The sequence below is a fragment of the Pseudoalteromonas sp. MelDa3 genome (genome assembly GCF_002863625.1).
Lineage (GTDB): Bacteria > Pseudomonadota > Gammaproteobacteria > Enterobacterales > Alteromonadaceae > Pseudoalteromonas > Pseudoalteromonas arctica.
Genome location: NZ_PJBR01000099.1, coordinates 1 through 15406, shown reverse-complemented (window position 1 = coordinate 15406; position 15406 = coordinate 1). Strand labels below are relative to the sequence as shown.

At 40.8% G+C, this 15406-nt stretch carries 24 protein-coding genes; 20 read left to right on the top strand and 4 right to left on the bottom strand.

Annotated features, from left to right (window positions below; all coding sequences use genetic code 11):
• Nucleotides 1–138: 138 nt before the first annotated feature.
• Nucleotides 139–450 (top strand): Bor family protein, encoded by a 312-nt coding sequence (locus CXF89_RS15955; protein ID WP_121955153.1) that lies wholly within the window; start codon nucleotides 139–141, stop codon nucleotides 448–450.
• Nucleotides 447–782 (top strand): Bor/Iss family lipoprotein, encoded by a 336-nt coding sequence (locus CXF89_RS15950; RefSeq protein ID WP_121955152.1) that lies wholly within the window; start codon nucleotides 447–449, stop codon nucleotides 780–782. The genes CXF89_RS15955 and CXF89_RS15950 overlap by 4 nt, the downstream gene beginning before the upstream one ends.
• A 54-nt stretch (nucleotides 783–836) precedes the next feature.
• Here CXF89_RS15950 and CXF89_RS15945 read toward each other — a convergent pair whose 3' ends face one another.
• The 4 genes from CXF89_RS15945 to CXF89_RS15925 all read right to left on the bottom strand — a co-directional run bounded on the left by CXF89_RS15945 (nucleotide 837) and on the right by CXF89_RS15925 (nucleotide 3682).
• Nucleotides 837–1523, bottom strand: coding sequence for a TorF family putative porin (locus CXF89_RS15945; protein WP_024591363.1), 687 nt, complete (start codon nucleotides 1521–1523; stop codon nucleotides 837–839).
• 277 nt (nucleotides 1524–1800) lie between these two features.
• On the bottom strand, nucleotides 1801–2964 hold the full coding sequence (locus CXF89_RS15935; protein WP_024591362.1) for a hypothetical protein: 1164 nt from the start codon (nucleotides 2962–2964) through the stop codon (nucleotides 1801–1803).
• A gap of 155 nt (nucleotides 2965–3119) precedes the next feature.
• The gene (locus tag CXF89_RS15930; protein WP_024591361.1) at nucleotides 3120–3320 is read right to left on the bottom strand and encodes a helix-turn-helix transcriptional regulator; all 201 of its coding nucleotides are present in this window, start codon (nucleotides 3318–3320) and stop codon (nucleotides 3120–3122) included.
• An 8-nt stretch (nucleotides 3321–3328) separates the two neighbouring features.
• Nucleotides 3329–3682 (bottom strand): hypothetical protein, encoded by a 354-nt coding sequence (locus tag CXF89_RS15925; RefSeq protein WP_257983232.1) that lies wholly within the window; start codon nucleotides 3680–3682, stop codon nucleotides 3329–3331.
• Between the two features lie 309 nt (nucleotides 3683–3991).
• Here CXF89_RS15925 and CXF89_RS15920 point away from each other — a divergent pair, with 309 nt between their 5' ends.
• The 18 genes from CXF89_RS15920 to rplQ all read left to right on the top strand — a co-directional run bounded on the left by CXF89_RS15920 (nucleotide 3992) and on the right by rplQ (nucleotide 14711).
• Nucleotides 3992–5962, top strand: coding sequence for an AsmA family protein (locus tag CXF89_RS15920; protein WP_121955151.1), 1971 nt, complete (start codon nucleotides 3992–3994; stop codon nucleotides 5960–5962).
• A gap of 273 nt (nucleotides 5963–6235) precedes the next feature.
• Nucleotides 6236–6604 (top strand): 50S ribosomal protein L14, encoded by a 369-nt coding sequence (gene rplN, locus CXF89_RS15915; protein WP_002959498.1) that lies wholly within the window; start codon nucleotides 6236–6238, stop codon nucleotides 6602–6604.
• A 10-nt stretch (nucleotides 6605–6614) separates the two neighbouring features.
• A complete protein-coding gene (gene rplX / locus CXF89_RS15910; RefSeq protein ID WP_002959496.1) occupies nucleotides 6615–6929 on the top strand; it encodes a 50S ribosomal protein L24 in 315 nt (104 codons plus the stop codon).
• A 16-nt stretch (nucleotides 6930–6945) separates the two neighbouring features.
• Nucleotides 6946–7485, top strand: coding sequence for a 50S ribosomal protein L5 (rplE, locus tag CXF89_RS15905; protein ID WP_010554915.1), 540 nt, complete (start codon nucleotides 6946–6948; stop codon nucleotides 7483–7485).
• Between the two features lie 10 nt (nucleotides 7486–7495).
• Nucleotides 7496–7801 carry a 30S ribosomal protein S14 gene (rpsN, locus tag CXF89_RS15900; RefSeq protein ID WP_010554914.1) on the top strand — a complete coding sequence of 102 codons (306 nt, stop codon included), beginning with the start codon at nucleotides 7496–7498 and terminating at the stop codon, nucleotides 7799–7801.
• Nucleotides 7802–7822: 21 nt separating this feature from the next.
• Nucleotides 7823–8215: a 30S ribosomal protein S8 gene (rpsH, locus tag CXF89_RS15895; protein WP_007584660.1), complete on the top strand. Its 393-nt coding sequence runs from the start codon at nucleotides 7823–7825 to the stop codon at nucleotides 8213–8215.
• A 13-nt stretch (nucleotides 8216–8228) separates the two neighbouring features.
• Complete coding sequence (gene rplF, locus CXF89_RS15890) at nucleotides 8229–8762, top strand: 50S ribosomal protein L6 (RefSeq protein ID WP_002959488.1); 534 nt, start codon at nucleotides 8229–8231, stop codon at nucleotides 8760–8762.
• 9 nt (nucleotides 8763–8771) lie between these two features.
• Nucleotides 8772–9122, top strand: a complete 351-nt coding sequence (gene rplR, locus CXF89_RS15885) for a 50S ribosomal protein L18 (RefSeq protein WP_002959486.1) — start codon at nucleotides 8772–8774, stop codon at nucleotides 9120–9122.
• Nucleotides 9123–9131: 9 nt separating this feature from the next.
• The gene (gene rpsE, locus CXF89_RS15880; RefSeq protein ID WP_002959485.1) at nucleotides 9132–9638 is read left to right on the top strand and encodes a 30S ribosomal protein S5; all 507 of its coding nucleotides are present in this window, start codon (nucleotides 9132–9134) and stop codon (nucleotides 9636–9638) included.
• 2 nt (nucleotides 9639–9640) lie between these two features.
• Entirely contained in the window at nucleotides 9641–9823 is a 183-nt protein-coding gene (gene rpmD, locus CXF89_RS15875) for a 50S ribosomal protein L30 (RefSeq protein ID WP_002959482.1), read from the top strand.
• Between the two features lie 4 nt (nucleotides 9824–9827).
• Entirely contained in the window at nucleotides 9828–10262 is a 435-nt protein-coding gene (gene rplO, locus CXF89_RS15870) for a 50S ribosomal protein L15 (RefSeq protein WP_002959480.1), read from the top strand.
• 10 nt (nucleotides 10263–10272) lie between these two features.
• Nucleotides 10273–11601, top strand: a complete 1329-nt coding sequence (gene secY / locus CXF89_RS15865) for a preprotein translocase subunit SecY (RefSeq protein WP_007584663.1) — start codon at nucleotides 10273–10275, stop codon at nucleotides 11599–11601.
• A gap of 22 nt (nucleotides 11602–11623) precedes the next feature.
• A complete protein-coding gene (gene rpmJ / locus CXF89_RS15860; RefSeq protein ID WP_002959476.1) occupies nucleotides 11624–11737 on the top strand; it encodes a 50S ribosomal protein L36 in 114 nt (37 codons plus the stop codon).
• Between the two features lie 124 nt (nucleotides 11738–11861).
• The gene (rpsM, locus tag CXF89_RS15855; RefSeq protein WP_007584664.1) at nucleotides 11862–12218 is read left to right on the top strand and encodes a 30S ribosomal protein S13; all 357 of its coding nucleotides are present in this window, start codon (nucleotides 11862–11864) and stop codon (nucleotides 12216–12218) included.
• A 12-nt stretch (nucleotides 12219–12230) separates the two neighbouring features.
• Nucleotides 12231–12617 (top strand): 30S ribosomal protein S11, encoded by a 387-nt coding sequence (gene rpsK, locus CXF89_RS15850; RefSeq protein WP_002959471.1) that lies wholly within the window; start codon nucleotides 12231–12233, stop codon nucleotides 12615–12617.
• A gap of 21 nt (nucleotides 12618–12638) precedes the next feature.
• Entirely contained in the window at nucleotides 12639–13259 is a 621-nt protein-coding gene (gene rpsD, locus CXF89_RS15845) for a 30S ribosomal protein S4 (protein WP_002959461.1), read from the top strand.
• Nucleotides 13260–13283: 24 nt separating this feature from the next.
• Nucleotides 13284–14270, top strand: a complete 987-nt coding sequence (locus CXF89_RS15840; protein ID WP_002959452.1) for a DNA-directed RNA polymerase subunit alpha — start codon at nucleotides 13284–13286, stop codon at nucleotides 14268–14270.
• Nucleotides 14271–14309: 39 nt separating this feature from the next.
• Nucleotides 14310–14711, top strand: coding sequence for a 50S ribosomal protein L17 (rplQ, locus tag CXF89_RS15835; protein ID WP_002959450.1), 402 nt, complete (start codon nucleotides 14310–14312; stop codon nucleotides 14709–14711).
• The last annotated feature ends 695 nt before the right edge of the window (nucleotides 14712–15406 follow it).

Sequence of the window (15406 nt, the reverse complement as noted above, 5' to 3'; positions counted from 1 at the left end):
GCCTTTATGCGGCCTTTATGTGTAATAAACTGTATAAAATTTCATAGCGATTCTACATATTCCCCACAGCTTTTTACGCTAATATTTTATGTTCTCTTATAAAGTTACTTTACTGGTATTTAGTTTATAAGGAAGAGTATGAAACCATTAATTATAGGGGCGATAGCATTAAGCCTCAGTGCTTGCTCTGCGGTAACCATTCAGCCACAGGCAACAGCAAAAATAACGAGCCAAGCTAATTTCGAAGATAGCCGCCCATTTTATTTATGGGGATTAGTGGGTGAGCAGCGGGTAGACGTAAAAAAAATATGTTCAAATACACCGGTTATTCAAATGCAGTCACAACAAACGTTTAGTGATGGAGCGCTGAGTTTAATTACGCTTGGAATATACTCGCCCCATACCATTAAAGTGTGGTGCCAAGAGCAAATACTAGGGGAGACATTATGAGCATCAAGCTATTTGCAGCCGGTTGCACACTGATTATTTTAACGGGGTGTACAAATATTTACTTTGATAACGGTCTGCAGAGCAAAGTAAGCAATAAAACGCTAAAAAGCTCACAGTGGCATCATAATTTTGCACTTGCGTTGTACGAGGGATCAGAGCCGTTAGATTTAACAACACATTGCCCACAAGGGGAGTGGCAAAGCGTTCATACGTATAAATCGTTTACTAATGGTTTAGCTGAGGTGGTTGTGAATCAAATCGGCCCAGCTTGGTACCCTAAAACAGTCGAAGTACAATGTAATAAGGTACCCTTTAAAGCAAAACAGCTATAAAACGAGAAAAGGGCCAAAAGGCCCTTCGTGTCGCAGCAAGTAACACATTCTTTCTTATAAATTAAAGTCTACAGAATAAGCAACGTAAGCTTTAATATCTGAATCATCCATATCTGTATCAGATAAACCAAAAGTGAAACCATCTTTCGAAATTGATACACCGTAATCTAAGATATTATCATCGCCAATAAAGTCACCAGAGTAGTGGCCTAAGTGAAGTGCCATTTCAGTGCCGTTACTGCCAACAGCAAAACCGTAATCAGCTGTCAGGTAAAGTGAATCACCAAAGTCTGTACCATCACCACTTGCAGCTGATGTTGCAAGTACTGAAGCACCAAATGTAAAGCCTTCAACACTGATGCTACCGTAAATTTCAGAGAAATCTGCGTCAGCCTCAGAAGCGGCATCTGGGTAAGCGTAATAAATATAGCCAACATCGTAGCTAACGCTTTCGTTAATGTCGCCACCAAAGCCTGCGTATAAATCAAGCTCATAGGTCATTTCATCTGCCCACGATGCATTTGAAGCCCAAGTACCTGCATAAAAGCCCGATTCATTGGCGTAATCAATACCGCCTGAAATAGCTGCATCGCCCCCAGTTTGCTCTTGACCACGCCATAAGTAGTTTGATGTTGCCGCTGCGTTTGCTGTTACTTCAGCATGTACGGCTGTTGACGTTAAAGATGTTGCGCCCATTAATGCTATAGCACTTATAGCGATGGTTTTTTTTAGTTTTAGCATGTCCATTTCCCGTTATATGATTTTTGCTCGCCAAGGTTTTTATTATGTATTCGGAACCTTTAGGCTGACGGCTTTTTATTGTTTAACTAACGGGATAATTGCACTGTATGTGCCAGCTTCATTATTTTTTATTAAAAATTATTTTTTATTTATTAAAAACATGAGCTTGAATTTTATGAATAGGATGGGGATATAACATGAAGGAAGATGTTGCGCACATTGCTGGTGCATAAATTAACCTAGCCGCACCATAAAAGTACGGCTAAATTAGAATATTTTAACCGAATATAGTGCGCATAAGGCTAATTGTTTCGTTTACGCTGCGACCTTTTTGTACTTCACTCACAATTGAATCACGTTTACTGCGAATGTGTTCAGGAATATCGTCAGCAGCAAGAGCACGGTCTACTAGAATTTCTGCAGACTCTTTACCTCTACGCTGAGTTTTACCGGTTGTAGTTGTAGTACGTTTAGGCTTGGTTAGCAGTTTAATGTAGTTAGAGTTATCTGGTGTTTTAGCATCAGCGTAGTGAAAGAAACATGGAATTAATGCTTTAATAGCAACCAATTGTTCTTCTAACTCGTTACTAGGTTTAGCCATTTTGTACCATGACATAGCTTGAATACCTTTGACGATATCTTGCCAGTAACGCTCAAAATCACTATTTTTAAGTTTAGAAACACCAAGGGCACCACATAATGCATCTAATCGATTATTTGTAATCGGAGTAAATAAATCAGGGCGACGCATTGCAAGCAGTCGTGTTGCAGGCGCAAGTGTTGGTTTTTCGTTGTTGTCGGTGAATATTTTTGAATAAGCAGCAACAAATTGTTGATATTCGTATTGAGTAATATCACCTTCAAGTGGAATATTCACTAGTGCATCGTCAAAAGCACCTGGTAAATCACCAAGCATTTGATGGAAGCTCTTTGCACTCTTTGTAGATGCAAACCATTCAACGTCAAAGTTGTATGTGCTTGGATCAAGTGATGCCATGTGCTTACCGCTAAACGCAAGTAAGTCTTCAGGAATCATATCTTTAAGAGATTGTTCACGAATGCTTTTAATGTAGTCTACCAAACGAAGCTGTTCATCAAGTGCAATAACATCTTTGTGTTGTTCTACAAATACACTTACAACAGGCCACGGAGCAATACGTAAAGTTTTAACCTGTAAAAAGCTGATAGCTGAAATAAGCTGATCGTGTAGCTTCTTAAGTACTGGTAACTGCTGTGGCTCTAGTAAATCGTAGTTCATACGATCTCTGCTTGCACTTAGCAATTCGTAACACCAAGGTAAAAAATCATCAGGGTGGTTTTCTACTTTCACGGCCATAAGGTTAAGGCTTAACTCTGAAGATTGCTTCAGAATGTTCTGATAGATTTGATTTTCTTGTTCGCCTAGCGTCATTTTTGACGGTGAAATTAGCAGTTTTTTCATGCCTTGTAGAATCTCCGGTTTAGATATATATTTTTTTGCTGGTCTATTTTAGCGCAATTACGCTAATAACAACAGCGCTGTCCTCCATACGTTGTAATTGAAGTGACTAAATCAGTATTTTTGCTAATAAAATGAGACTAATGCTTTGACATGTATCAATCATTTTCATCCAGTACAAATAGGCTTTCAACTGAGGTATTAAAATGCTTTGCTATTTTTAGAGCAATTATTACCGACGGCGTAAACCGGTTTGTTTCTACGGTACTTATTGTTTTGCGCGACACGTTAATAGCATCAGCAAGTTCTTGCTGTGAAAGCCCAGCCTCTTTTCGATACTTTGCTATGTTATTTTGCATTTCCTCTCCTAATCACGATTTTGCCAAAGCAATGAAGCGCCATATACCAAGAGCATGATACCTAGGTAGAATATTGCCATAGTTGCATGCGAAAATTCGGTAGGTATTTCATCGCTTATATAAAAAACACCAAGAAGGCAAAACCCAAATGCAAAACTTGTATGTTTATATGCATTAGTGTCAATGGTGTTTAGAAACTCATCTTTATAAGCGTATTGAAAATACATTTTTAACGGAAAACCCCCTTTAATGAGATAAATAATCACTATAACTATATAAAAAAAAACGCCCATTCCAACAGTTAAAAGCCCTCCAATATGTTGATCTTGTTTATTAGTGAGTAAACACAGAGAAGTAAACAAACTATCCCTGCGCTTAAACTAATCCATATGTTTTGACCCATAAATTGTTCTTCAGTTTTAATATCCTGTTGTTTCATAGTATTCATCCTGTAATAGTATTTTATTTTTGTAACCTCTGGGTATCAATATAACCTTGGGGTATCACCGGGTCAATACTTATTTGTAACCTAAAGGTATCAAAATGTTTCAGGAAAGATTCATATAGAACAGGTAAAGTAGTTTTAGTGGCTTTTTTACATCAACTACAATGATTTTAAGGCTAACACTCGCTATGATAAGAACATTATTTGCACGTTTGAAAGGACGATCATGAAAACCTTACTTAAAATTGTAGGTGTAATACTTTTACTATGTATAGCACTAATTGTTGCCGCACCGTTTTTAATTCCTACTGATACTATTTTTAATAAAGTGTCGCAGCAGGTAGAACAAACAACTGGGCGCACTCTTACTATTAAAGGTGATAAAACACTTAGCGTATTCCCTGCATTAAAGTTAGAACTTAACGACGTGCATTTTGCAAATATGGAATCAGGTTCGCGCGCCGATATGGCGAGTATGAAACAGCTTGCTGTACACATACCTTGGTTTTCATTATTTGGTGGTGAGTTTAAATTAGATAAGTTTGTGATAAACGAACCAAATATCCTATTAGAAATTGACAAAAATGGTAAAGCTAATTGGCAGTTGTTTGATGCAGTTGCAGAGCAACCTAAAGAGCAAAGCCAATCAGGTGAAGCGATAAAGCTTCCAGATAACTTTGATATTGAGTTAGGTGAGGTTGCTATTTATGGCGGCACATTTACTTATCTAGATGGTCTAACAGGTGCTAAGCAACAAATTAGTGATTTAGAACTCGCTATTTTACTTCCATCACTTCGTAAAACATTAGAAGTAAAAGGGGGTATTACTTATATGCAGGAGCGTTTTGAGCTTGATATAAAATTAGATACTCCTGCTAAAGCAATTGAAGGTGCTACTTTTAATGTTAAACAAACCTTAGATTCTCGTTTAGTTGATCTAACGTTCGAAGGGAGCATCGCTGGGCAAGGACAAGATATTAAAGGTCAGTTATCACTAAGCGGTGAGTCTGTTAAAAGTATTGCAAAATGGCAAGGTGTAGAGTTCGACGCTAAAGACAATGCTTTTAACGCATTTAGTGTAAACGGTAAAATGCACCTAGCAGGTGAGAAATTTAATTTAGAAGATTTAGTTGCGACGTTAGACGCATTGGAAATAAAAGGTAAGAGCGAGCTTAACCTAGGTAAGCGTTTAGCTGTAAATGCTGATATTGATTTAGGTATGCTTGATTTAAACCCGTACCTACCTGAAGCAGTAGCAAAACAAGAAGAGCCAGTAGAGCAAAATGATAAACCTGCAGAGCCAATAGTATGGGATGACACTAAAATTGATCTAAGTGCGTTAAATTCACTAGATGCGAATGTAGTTATTCGTTCAAGTGGATTAAAAGCTAACGATATTAAGTTGGGCGCCAATCAATTTACTGTTGCTTTAAAAAATAGCGTTGCAAAACTAAGCCTAGATAGCTTTTCTGCTTATGAAGGGTCAGGTAAAGGCGTTATCAATGTAAACGCACAACAAGTGCCTTATAAAATATCAACTAACTTTGACTTAGCTGGTATAGATGCACAGCCTTTATTAACTGATGCGGCAGGTTTTGACAAGCTAATGGGTAAGGGGTCTTTAAATTGGAACCTAAACACAACTGGCCAAAGTCAAAAGTCGTTTATTGGTGCGCTTAACGGAAAACTTGGATTTGAGTTTGCTGATGGAGCCGTAAAAGGTGCGAATATAGCTGAGATGGTTCGTAAAGGTAAGGAACTCATTTCAGGAAACTTTGGTGCTGCGTCTGAAGGGCTGGATACTGGGTTTGAAGAATCAGAGCAAACAGATTTCTCTGCACTAACTGGAAGTTTTAACTTTACTAATGGTGTTGGTAAAAATACTGATTTATCACTTATTAGTCCACTCGTTAGAATATCAGGTGAAGGCGATGTTGATTTACCACAAACAACAGTTAATTACCGTTTGGTTACAGGCATAGTTGGATCAATCGAAGGACAGGGAACCACTGATGACAGCACTGGTTTTAAAATACCACTACGTATAAAAGGGCCTTTCCACGATGTTGGTATAAAGCTTGACGTGGGTAATGCGCTTAAAGATGAAGCTAAGCAGAAGGTTGATGAGGCAAAAGAAAAAGCCAAAGACAAAGCAAAGGATAAGATTAAAGATAAATTAAAAGGTTTATTCGGTTAATCATCTATAGTTAAAACAAACAAGGTACTTATATAGTGCCTTGTTTGTTTTGTAACCACCTGTAAAATAGCTACATAGCCGTAATTACTCAACTTTAATAACCATACGCTCTAAATTAATTAAAAAATAACCTATCACTACCCTCTCAATGCTGGTACAATTGCCCGCCCTTAAGAGACAACTCGTTTGTTTTTTGATTGGGATTTAATCGAAATGTCTGATTTTTAAACGAATTTTAGACACGTTGTAATTACTACACCGGAGGTCATTAACATGATCCAAATGCAAACTCAGCTGGAAGTTGCTGATAACAGCGGCGCTCGCAAAGTGCAGTGTATAAAAGTCCTTGGTGGTTCACACCGTCGCTACGCAGCGATTGGCGACATCATTAAAGTTTCTGTAAAAGAAGCTATTCCTCGCGGTAAAGTGAAGAAAGGTGATGTTAAAAACGCGGTAGTTGTGCGTACCAGAAAAGGTGTTCGCCGTCCAGATGGTTCTCTGATCCGTTTTGACAGCAACGCGGCTGTTATCTTAAATGATAACTTGCAGCCAATTGGTACACGTATTTTCGGCCCTGTGACTCGCGAACTTCGTAATGATAAGTTCATGAAAATCGTTTCACTAGCCCCAGAAGTACTGTAAGGAGCCAATCATGGCAGCAAAAATACGTCGTGATGACGAAGTAATCGTACTAGCAGGTAAAGACAAAGGTAAGCGCGGAAAAGTGCTTTCAGTTGTTACTGAATCTGGTCGAATCTTTGTCGAAGGCATAAACTTGATCAAGAAACACCAAAAGCCGGTTCCACAATTGAACCAAGCTGGCGGCATTGTTGAGAAAGAAGCATCTATGGATGCATCAAACGTTGCGATCTTCAACTCGGAAACGAGTAAAGCTGATCGTGTAGGTTTCAAGATTGAAGATGGTAAGAAATTACGTATCTTTAAATCTACTGGTAAAACTATCTAATAGTTGGAGTAGAATGATGGCGAAACTGCATGAAGTATATAAAGACAAAGTAGTTGCGGAACTTCAAGAGAAGTTTGGTTTCAGCTCTGTCATGCAAGTCCCTCAGATCGAAAAGATCACATTGAATATGGGCGTGGGCGAAGCCCTAGCTGACAAGAAGATTTTAGATAACGCAGTAGCGGATCTAGCAGCAATCTCTGGTCAGAAACCTCTAATCACTAAAGCACGCAAATCTGTTGCTGGCTTCAAAGTGCGTGAAGGTTACCCGATTGGTTGTAAAGTAACCCTACGCGGCGAGCGTATGTGGGACTTTTTTGAGCGTTTGGTATCAATCGCTATCCCACGTATTCGTGACTTCCGTGGCGTAAGTGCTAAGTCTTTTGATGGACGTGGCAACTACAGCATGGGCGTACGTGAACAAATCATCTTCCCAGAAATCGATTACGATAAAGTAGACCGTGTACGCGGTATGGATATTACTATCACTACTTCTGCGAAATCTGATGAGGAAGGCCGTGCGTTGTTAGAAGCGTTTAACTTCCCATTTAAGAAATAAGGGTAGGGTTATGGCAAAGAATTCTATGAAAGCGCGCGAAGCAAAGCGCACAAAACTAGTTGCTCAGTTCGCTGAAAAGCGCGCGGCACTAAAAGCTATCATCAGTGATGTTAATACATCTGAAGATGATCGTTGGGACGCGGTACTTAAGCTACAAGCTTTACCTCGTGATTCTAGCCCTGCACGTCAACGTAATCGTTGTAACATTACGGGCCGCCCACATGGTTTCCTTCGCAAATTCGGCATGAGCCGTATTAAAGTTCGCGAAGCAGCTATGCGCGGTGAAATTCCTGGCCTTAAAAAGGCTAGCTGGTAATAGAATCATGGGAGTAAGACTATGAGCTTGCAAGATCCTATCGCGGATTTGTTTACACGAATTCGTAACGGTCAATCAGCGAAGAAAGTATCTGTAACGATGCCAACTTCAAAGCTGAAAGTAGCATTAGCTAAAGTACTAAAAGACGAAGGTTATATCGTAGATTTCGCCGTTAACGGTGAAACTAAACCTGAGCTTTCTATCGAGTTGAAGTACTTCGAAGGCAAAGCTGTAATTGAAAATATCCAGCGTGTAAGTCGCCCTGGTCTACGTATCTATAAGAAACGTGACCAATTACCTAAGGTAATGGGTGGTCTTGGTATCGCTATCGTATCAACTTCTAAAGGCCTAATGACAGACCGCACAGCACGTAGTGCTGGTGTTGGTGGTGAAATCATTGGTTTTGTAGCTTAATCGGAGGGGAACTATGTCTCGCATAGCAAAGGCACCAATTACTGTTCCTGCCGGTGTAGAAGTTACATTAAAAGGCCAGGAAATCACAGTTAAAGGCAAAAACGGTGAACTTACTCGTACTATCAACAACGCTGTTGAAGTACAAGTTAATGACAACGTTATTACTACTTTACCTCGTGATGGCGTAGCTAATGCATGGGCTCAAGCAGGTACTGCTCGCGCTCTAATCAACAACATGGTTGTTGGTACGCATGAAGGTTACGAGAAGAAACTTCAGTTAGTAGGCGTGGGTTACCGTGCTGCAGCTAAGGGTAAAACATTAGATTTAACTCTTGGCTTCTCACACCCAGTTAATTTCGCAGTTCCTGAAGGAATTACGATTGAAACTCCAAGCCAAACAGAAGTTCTAGTTAAGGGCGTAGATAAGCAGTTAGTTGGTCAAACAGCTGCTAACATTCGTGCATACCGTAAACCTGAGCCTTATAAAGGTAAGGGTGTTCGTTATTCAGATGAGAATGTACGCCGTAAAGAGGCTAAGAAGAAGTAAGGTAAGACGATGGATAAAAAAACAGCTCGTCTACGTCGTGCTAAACGCACTCGTAGAAATTATATTGAACAAGGCACAACGCGTCTTGTTATCCACCGCACGCCACGTCACATATACGCTCAAGTAGTAAATGCTGAGGGTAATGTACTGGCTGCTGCTTCTACTGTTGAAAAGGCTATTAGCGAAACAGTTAAAGGCACCGGTAACGTTGAAGCTGCGCAAGCAGTTGGCAAAGCGGTTGCTGAACGTGCGGCTGACAAAGGCATCGAAAAGATTGCTTTTGATCGCAGTGGCTTTAAATATCACGGCCGTGTGAAGGCGCTAGCTGATGCTGCGCGTGAAGCCGGTTTGCAATTCTAGGAGTAGACTATGGCTAACGTAGAAGCAAAGCAACAACAGCCTGATCTAGCTGAAAAGCTAATCGCGGTGAACCGTGTGTCTAAAGTAGTTAAAGGTGGTCGTATCTTTAGCTTTACTGCACTAACTGTAGTTGGTGATGGCGCAGGTAAAGTAGGTTTCGGTTATGGTAAAGCACGTGAAGTTCCAGCTGCTATTCAAAAAGCAATGGAAAAAGCACGTCGTAACATGATCAACGTAGACCTAAATGGCAACACATTACAGCATCCTGTTAAGGGACGTCATGCTGGCTCACTAGTGTTCATGAAACCAGCATCTGAAGGTACTGGTATCATTGCAGGTGGTGCTATGCGTGCAGTACTAGAAGTTACTGGTGTGCAGAACGTACTTTCTAAATGTTACGGTTCTACTAACCCGATCAACGTGGTACGTGCAACGATTTCGGCTCTTGAGAATATGAATTCTCCACAGTCAATCGCTGCTAAACGTGGCCTTCGCGTAGACGAAATACTGGGGTAACCATGGCAAATCAAACTGTAAAAGTAACACAAGTAAAAAGCTCTATCGGTCGTTTACCGAAACATAAAGCTACATTACGCGGTCTTGGTTTACGTCGTATCAACCACACTGTTGAGTTAGAAGACACAGCATGTGTACGTGGTATGATAAACAAGGTTTCTTACATGGTTAAGGTAGAGGGTTAATTCGATGCATTTGAATACACTTTCACCTGCTGCAGGTTCAAAAACTGCTCCAAAACGTGTTGGTCGTGGTATCGGTTCTGGTCTAGGTAAGACTGGCGGCCGTGGTCACAAAGGTCAAAAATCACGTTCTGGCGGCAAAGTACGCGTTGGTTTTGAAGGCGGTCAAATGCCTATGCAACGTCGTCTACCTAAATTTGGTTTTACTTCTCGCAAATCTTTAGTATCTGCAGAAATAAACCTTTTTGAAATCGCTAAAGTAGAAGGCGATGTGGTAGACCTAAGCGCGTTACAAGCAGCTGGTCTAGTTAAAAAGAACGTTCTTTTCGTTAAAGTTGTTAAATCTGGCGAAGTTTCACGCGCTGTTACCGTTAAAGGCCTTAAAGCCTCTAAAGGTGCTCGCGAAGCTATTGAAGCTGCCGGAGGCAAGGTAGAAGACTAAGGAAGTACTAATGGCTAAACCAGGTCAAGATACAAAAAGTGCACAAGGTGGACTTTCGGAATTGAAGCGCCGATTACTCTTCGTATTGGGTGCTATCATAATTTACCGTCTAGGTTCATTTGTGCCGATCCCTGGGATTGACGCCGCTGTACTTGCCGATTTCTTCGAGCAACAAAAGGGCACCATTGTTGAGATGTTCAACATGTTCAGTGGTGGTGCACTTGAGCGAGCTTCAGTGTTAGCACTGGGTATTATGCCGTATATCTCGGCTTCGATTATTACGCAACTATTAACGCATATGTATCCTCCGTTTATAGAGCTTAAGAAAGAAGGTGAGCAAGGGCGTAAAAAAATTAGCCAGTACACACGCTATGGCACGCTTGTGCTAGCTACTATTCAATCAATCGGTATTGCTTCTAGCTTACCGGGCATGATGGAGGGGTTAGTTGTTAACCCTGGTATGGGTTTCTATTTCACCGCAGTGGTGAGTTTAGTAACTGGTACTATGTTCCTTATGTGGTTGGGTGAACAAATAACAGAGCGTGGTATCGGTAACGGTATCTCTGTTCTAATATTTGTTGGTATTGTAGCTAACTTGCCGTCTGCTATTGGTTCGACAGTCGAAATGGCGCGCCAAGGTGATTTGAATGTTTTTGTACTGTTGATGGTTGCGGTAATCGTATTCGCTGTTACTTATCTTGTAGTGTTTTTCGAACGTGGACAACGTCGTATTGTTGTTAACTACGCTAAACGCCAACAAGGTCGTCAAGTATTTGCTGCTCAAAGCACGCATTTACCACTAAAAGTAAATATGGCGGGTGTTATTCCACCAATCTTCGCTAGCAGTATAATTCTGTTCCCTGGTACAATTGCTAGCTGGTTCGGCCAAGGTGAAGGTCCAGTCGCTGATGTATTACAAGCTGTTGCTACTACGCTGACCCCAGGTCAACCGTTGTACTCACTTGTTTTAGCTGCGGCTATTATCTTCTTCTGCTTTTTCTACACAGCGTTGGTTTTTAACCCACGTGAAACAGCAGATAACCTTAAGAAATCTGGCGCATTTATCCCAGGTATTCGTCCAGGTGAGCAGACATCTAAATACATTGATAAAGTGATGACACGCCTGACATTGGCAGGTGCTTTGTATATAACCTTTATCTGTCTGGTGCCTGAATTCATGACGATGGCGTGGCAAACGCCATTCTACTTCGGCGGTACATCAGTTTTGATTATCGTTGTAGTGATCATGGACTTTATGGCACAAGTACAGACTCACCTGATGTCTCATCAGTATGATTCTGTGCTGAAAAAAGCGAACCTTAAAGGCTACGGTCGATAAGGTCAGTTTACGGAGTTGAGCAATGAAAGTACGTGCTTCCGTTAAGAAAATATGCCGTAACTGTAAAGTTATTAAACGTGCTGGTGTAGTACGCGTAATTTGCAGTGAGCCTAAGCATAAGCAAAGGCAAGGTTAAGTAAACAGCGTGCAGGCTGAGTTTTCTCGGCCTGTGTTTTTAGTAGTAATTTGGTCTTCGTTTGAGTATCCTTACGGGCTTTTCAAACAGATGATTACCAAATTCGAATATAGGAGATGTGTTAGTGGCCCGTATTGCTGGCATTAACGTCCCTGATCATAAACATGCAGTTATTGGTTTAACAGCTATTTATGGCATAGGTAAGACTCGCTCTAAGGCTATCTTAGTAGCGACTGGTATCGCCGAAACCACAAAAATCGGTGAACTTTCAGACGAAATTCTTGACGTACTGCGTGATGCAGTTGGCAAGTACACTGTTGAAGGTGATCTTCGTCGTGAAGTTACTTTAAATATCAAGCGCCTTATGGACCTTGGTTGTTATCGTGGCCTACGTCACCGTCGCTCTTTACCACTACGTGGTCAAAGAACTAAGACTAACGCGCGCACCCGCAAGGGTCCTCGTAAGCCTATTAAGCGATAAGGGGATAGTATTATGGCTAAGACACCAATTCGTCGTAAAAAGGTTAAAAAACAAGTTGCTGATGGTATGGCTCATGTTCATGCGTCTTTCAACAACACTATTGTAACGATTACCGACCGTCAAGGTAATGCACTATCATGGGCTACTGCCGGTGGTTCAGGTTTCCGTGGTTCACGTAAATCTACACCATTTGCTGCTCAGGTTGCTGCAGAGCGTGCAGGTACTGCTGCTCAAGAATACGGTTTAAAAAATCTAGAAGTTTTCATCAAAGGTCCAGGTCCAGGTCGTGAATCTGCTGTACGTGCTTTGAATGCTGCTGGTTACCGTATTACCAACATTACTGACGTGACGCCTATACCACATAATGGTTGTCGTCCACCGAAGAAACGTCGCGTTTAACAATAGGTTAGGAGAAATAACATGGCAAGATATTTGGGCCCTAAGCTCAAGCTGAGTCGTCGTGAAGGTACTGACCTGTTCCTTAAGAGCGGCGTAAGAGCTATCGACTCTAAGTGTAAACTTGAGACTGCACCTGGTCAGCACGGCGCCCGTAAAGGTCGTTTATCTGATTACGGTTTACAATTACGTGAAAAGCAAAAAGTACGTCGTATATACGGTGTATTAGAAAAGCAATTCCGTAACTACTACAAAGAAGCTGCTCGCCTTAAAGGTAATACAGGTGAAAACTTGTTACAGCTTTTAGAGCAACGTTTAGACAATGTTGTATATCGCATGGGTTTTGCTAGCACACGTGCAGAAGCACGTCAGTTAGTAAGCCATAAAGCGATTTTAGTTAATGGTCGTGTTGTGAACATTCCTTCATACGTAATTACTCCAGAAGATACTGTTGTAATCCGTGAGAAGTCTAAGACACAAGCACGTATCATCGCTGCTCTAGAGTTGGCTGAGCAACGTGAAAAGCCGACTTGGGTTGAAGTTGACGGTAAGAAATTGGAAGGCAGCTTTAAGCGTCTACCTGAGCGTTCAGACCTGTCTGCGGACATTAATGAACAACTAATCGTCGAACTTTACTCTAAGTAAAGTTAAGAGTTAAGAGAGGATAAAATGCAGGGTTCTGTTACAGAATTTCTAAAACCAAGGTTAGTCGACATCGACGCTATCAACCCAACGCGTTCTAAAATAGTTTTAGAACCATTAGAGCGTGGCTTTGGCCATACTCTGGGTAATGCTTTACGCCGTATATTACTTTCATCTATGCCTGGATGTGCAGTAACTGAAGTTGAAATCGACGGTGTATTACATGAGTACAGCGCGAAAGAAGGCGTTCAAGAAGACATCATTGAAATACTATTAAACCTTAAAGGTTTAGCAGTAACGTTAGAAGGCAAAGATGAAGTTTTTCTGACCCTGACTAAATCTGGTGTAGGCCCTGTTACTGCGGCTGATATTCAGCACGATGGCGATGTAACAATTGCTAATCCAGATCACGTTATTTGTAATTTAACTACAAATAACAGCGAGATCAGCATGCGTATTCGTGTTGAACGTGGTCGTGGTTATGTGCCGGCATCTAGTCGTTTATCCTCTGATGACGATGAGCGTCCAATTGGTAGATTGTTGCTTGATGCATCATTTAGCCCAGTTGAACGTATTGCGTACTCGGTTGAATCAGCTCGAGTTGAGCAACGTACAGATTTAGACAAGTTAATCATTGATATGGAAACAAACGGCACTTTAGATCCAGAAGAAGCGATCCGCCGTGCGTCTACTATCTTAGCTGAGCAATTAGATGCATTCGTAGATTTACGTGATGTAACTGAGCCAGAAGAGAAAGAAGAGAAGCCAGAATTCGATCCTATTCTACTTCGTCCAGTTGATGACCTTGAATTAACAGTACGCTCAGCAAATTGTTTGAAAGCCGAGCAAATTCAATATATCGGTGATTTAGTTCAGCGCACTGAAGTTGAGCTTCTTAAAACACCTAATTTAGGTAAGAAGTCTCTAACTGAAATTAAAGACGTGCTAGCTTCACGTGGACTTTCTCTGGGCATGCGCCTAGAAAATTGGCCACCTGCAAGTTTAGCTGAATAATCTAAATCACTATATTAGTTTAGTTAGAAGGATAGGGTCATGCGCCATCGTAAGAGTGGTCGTCAATTAAACCGTAACAGTAGCCATCGTAAAGCGATGTTTAGCAATATGGCAGGTTCTTTGGTGAAACATGAAATCATCAAAACTACTTTGCCTAAAGCGAAAGAGTTACGTCGTGTAATTGAACCTTTAATCACACTGGCTAAGACTGACAGTGTAGCAAATCGCCGTTTAGCGTTTGCTCGCACGCGTGATAATGAAGTTGTTGGTAAATTATTCAGTGAAATCGGTCCACGTAACGCGGATCGTCCAGGTGGTTACACTCGTATTCTTAAGTGTGGCTTCCGTACTGGTGATAATGCACCAATGGCTTATATTGAACTAGTTGGTCGCCCAGCGACTAGCGAAGCAGTTCAAGAAGACGCACAGTCTGCAGAGTAAGTCTTAAAGAAACCTAAAAGCCGAGCCTATGCTCGGCTTTTTCTTGCCTAAAATTTGTCAAACTATATGAACCAGTAATTACCTTCTATTATGGGCAATGACTCATAGATTCTGAATTGATAAGTTGTTTTGACAGCTGCTTTAATAGCTCTACCTAATTACTCTTTATTTACCATTCATTCAAAATAGCCTATCAGATTCTAGTTAAAGATCATTTCCACTATATATTGTGATTTACAGCTATTAATAATACCGCCGCGAATTGAGCTACAATTAGAGCAATCCCTAACGAAGTTTCTACTTATACAGCTGATTAAAAGATATAACGTGCGTACTCTTATAAATATACCGGTACTAAGAACCTCAGAGTAAAGTTAACCATTACGGCCTAAGTAAACTTCCTCCTAAAATATGTAAAACTATTATTAAACATAGGCTGATCAATTTAATTCTCAGCTTTTGATTAATTTAAATGATTATAGGAATACGACTCTTGCTCTATTGGTTGTTTTTTCCGCATCGATGATCGAAATGTGTCTCTACCCGTTAGTAGTTGCCACAACTTTCATTTCAAATAGCTCTATGAACCTATTAATAATGGTAGTTTAGTTGTGTTTTTGAGCGTTTAGCTCAAATACTCAGCGAACAGCACATTATTCCAAGTTTTCTTAAAAAAAGGGTTGATCTGTTTTCGG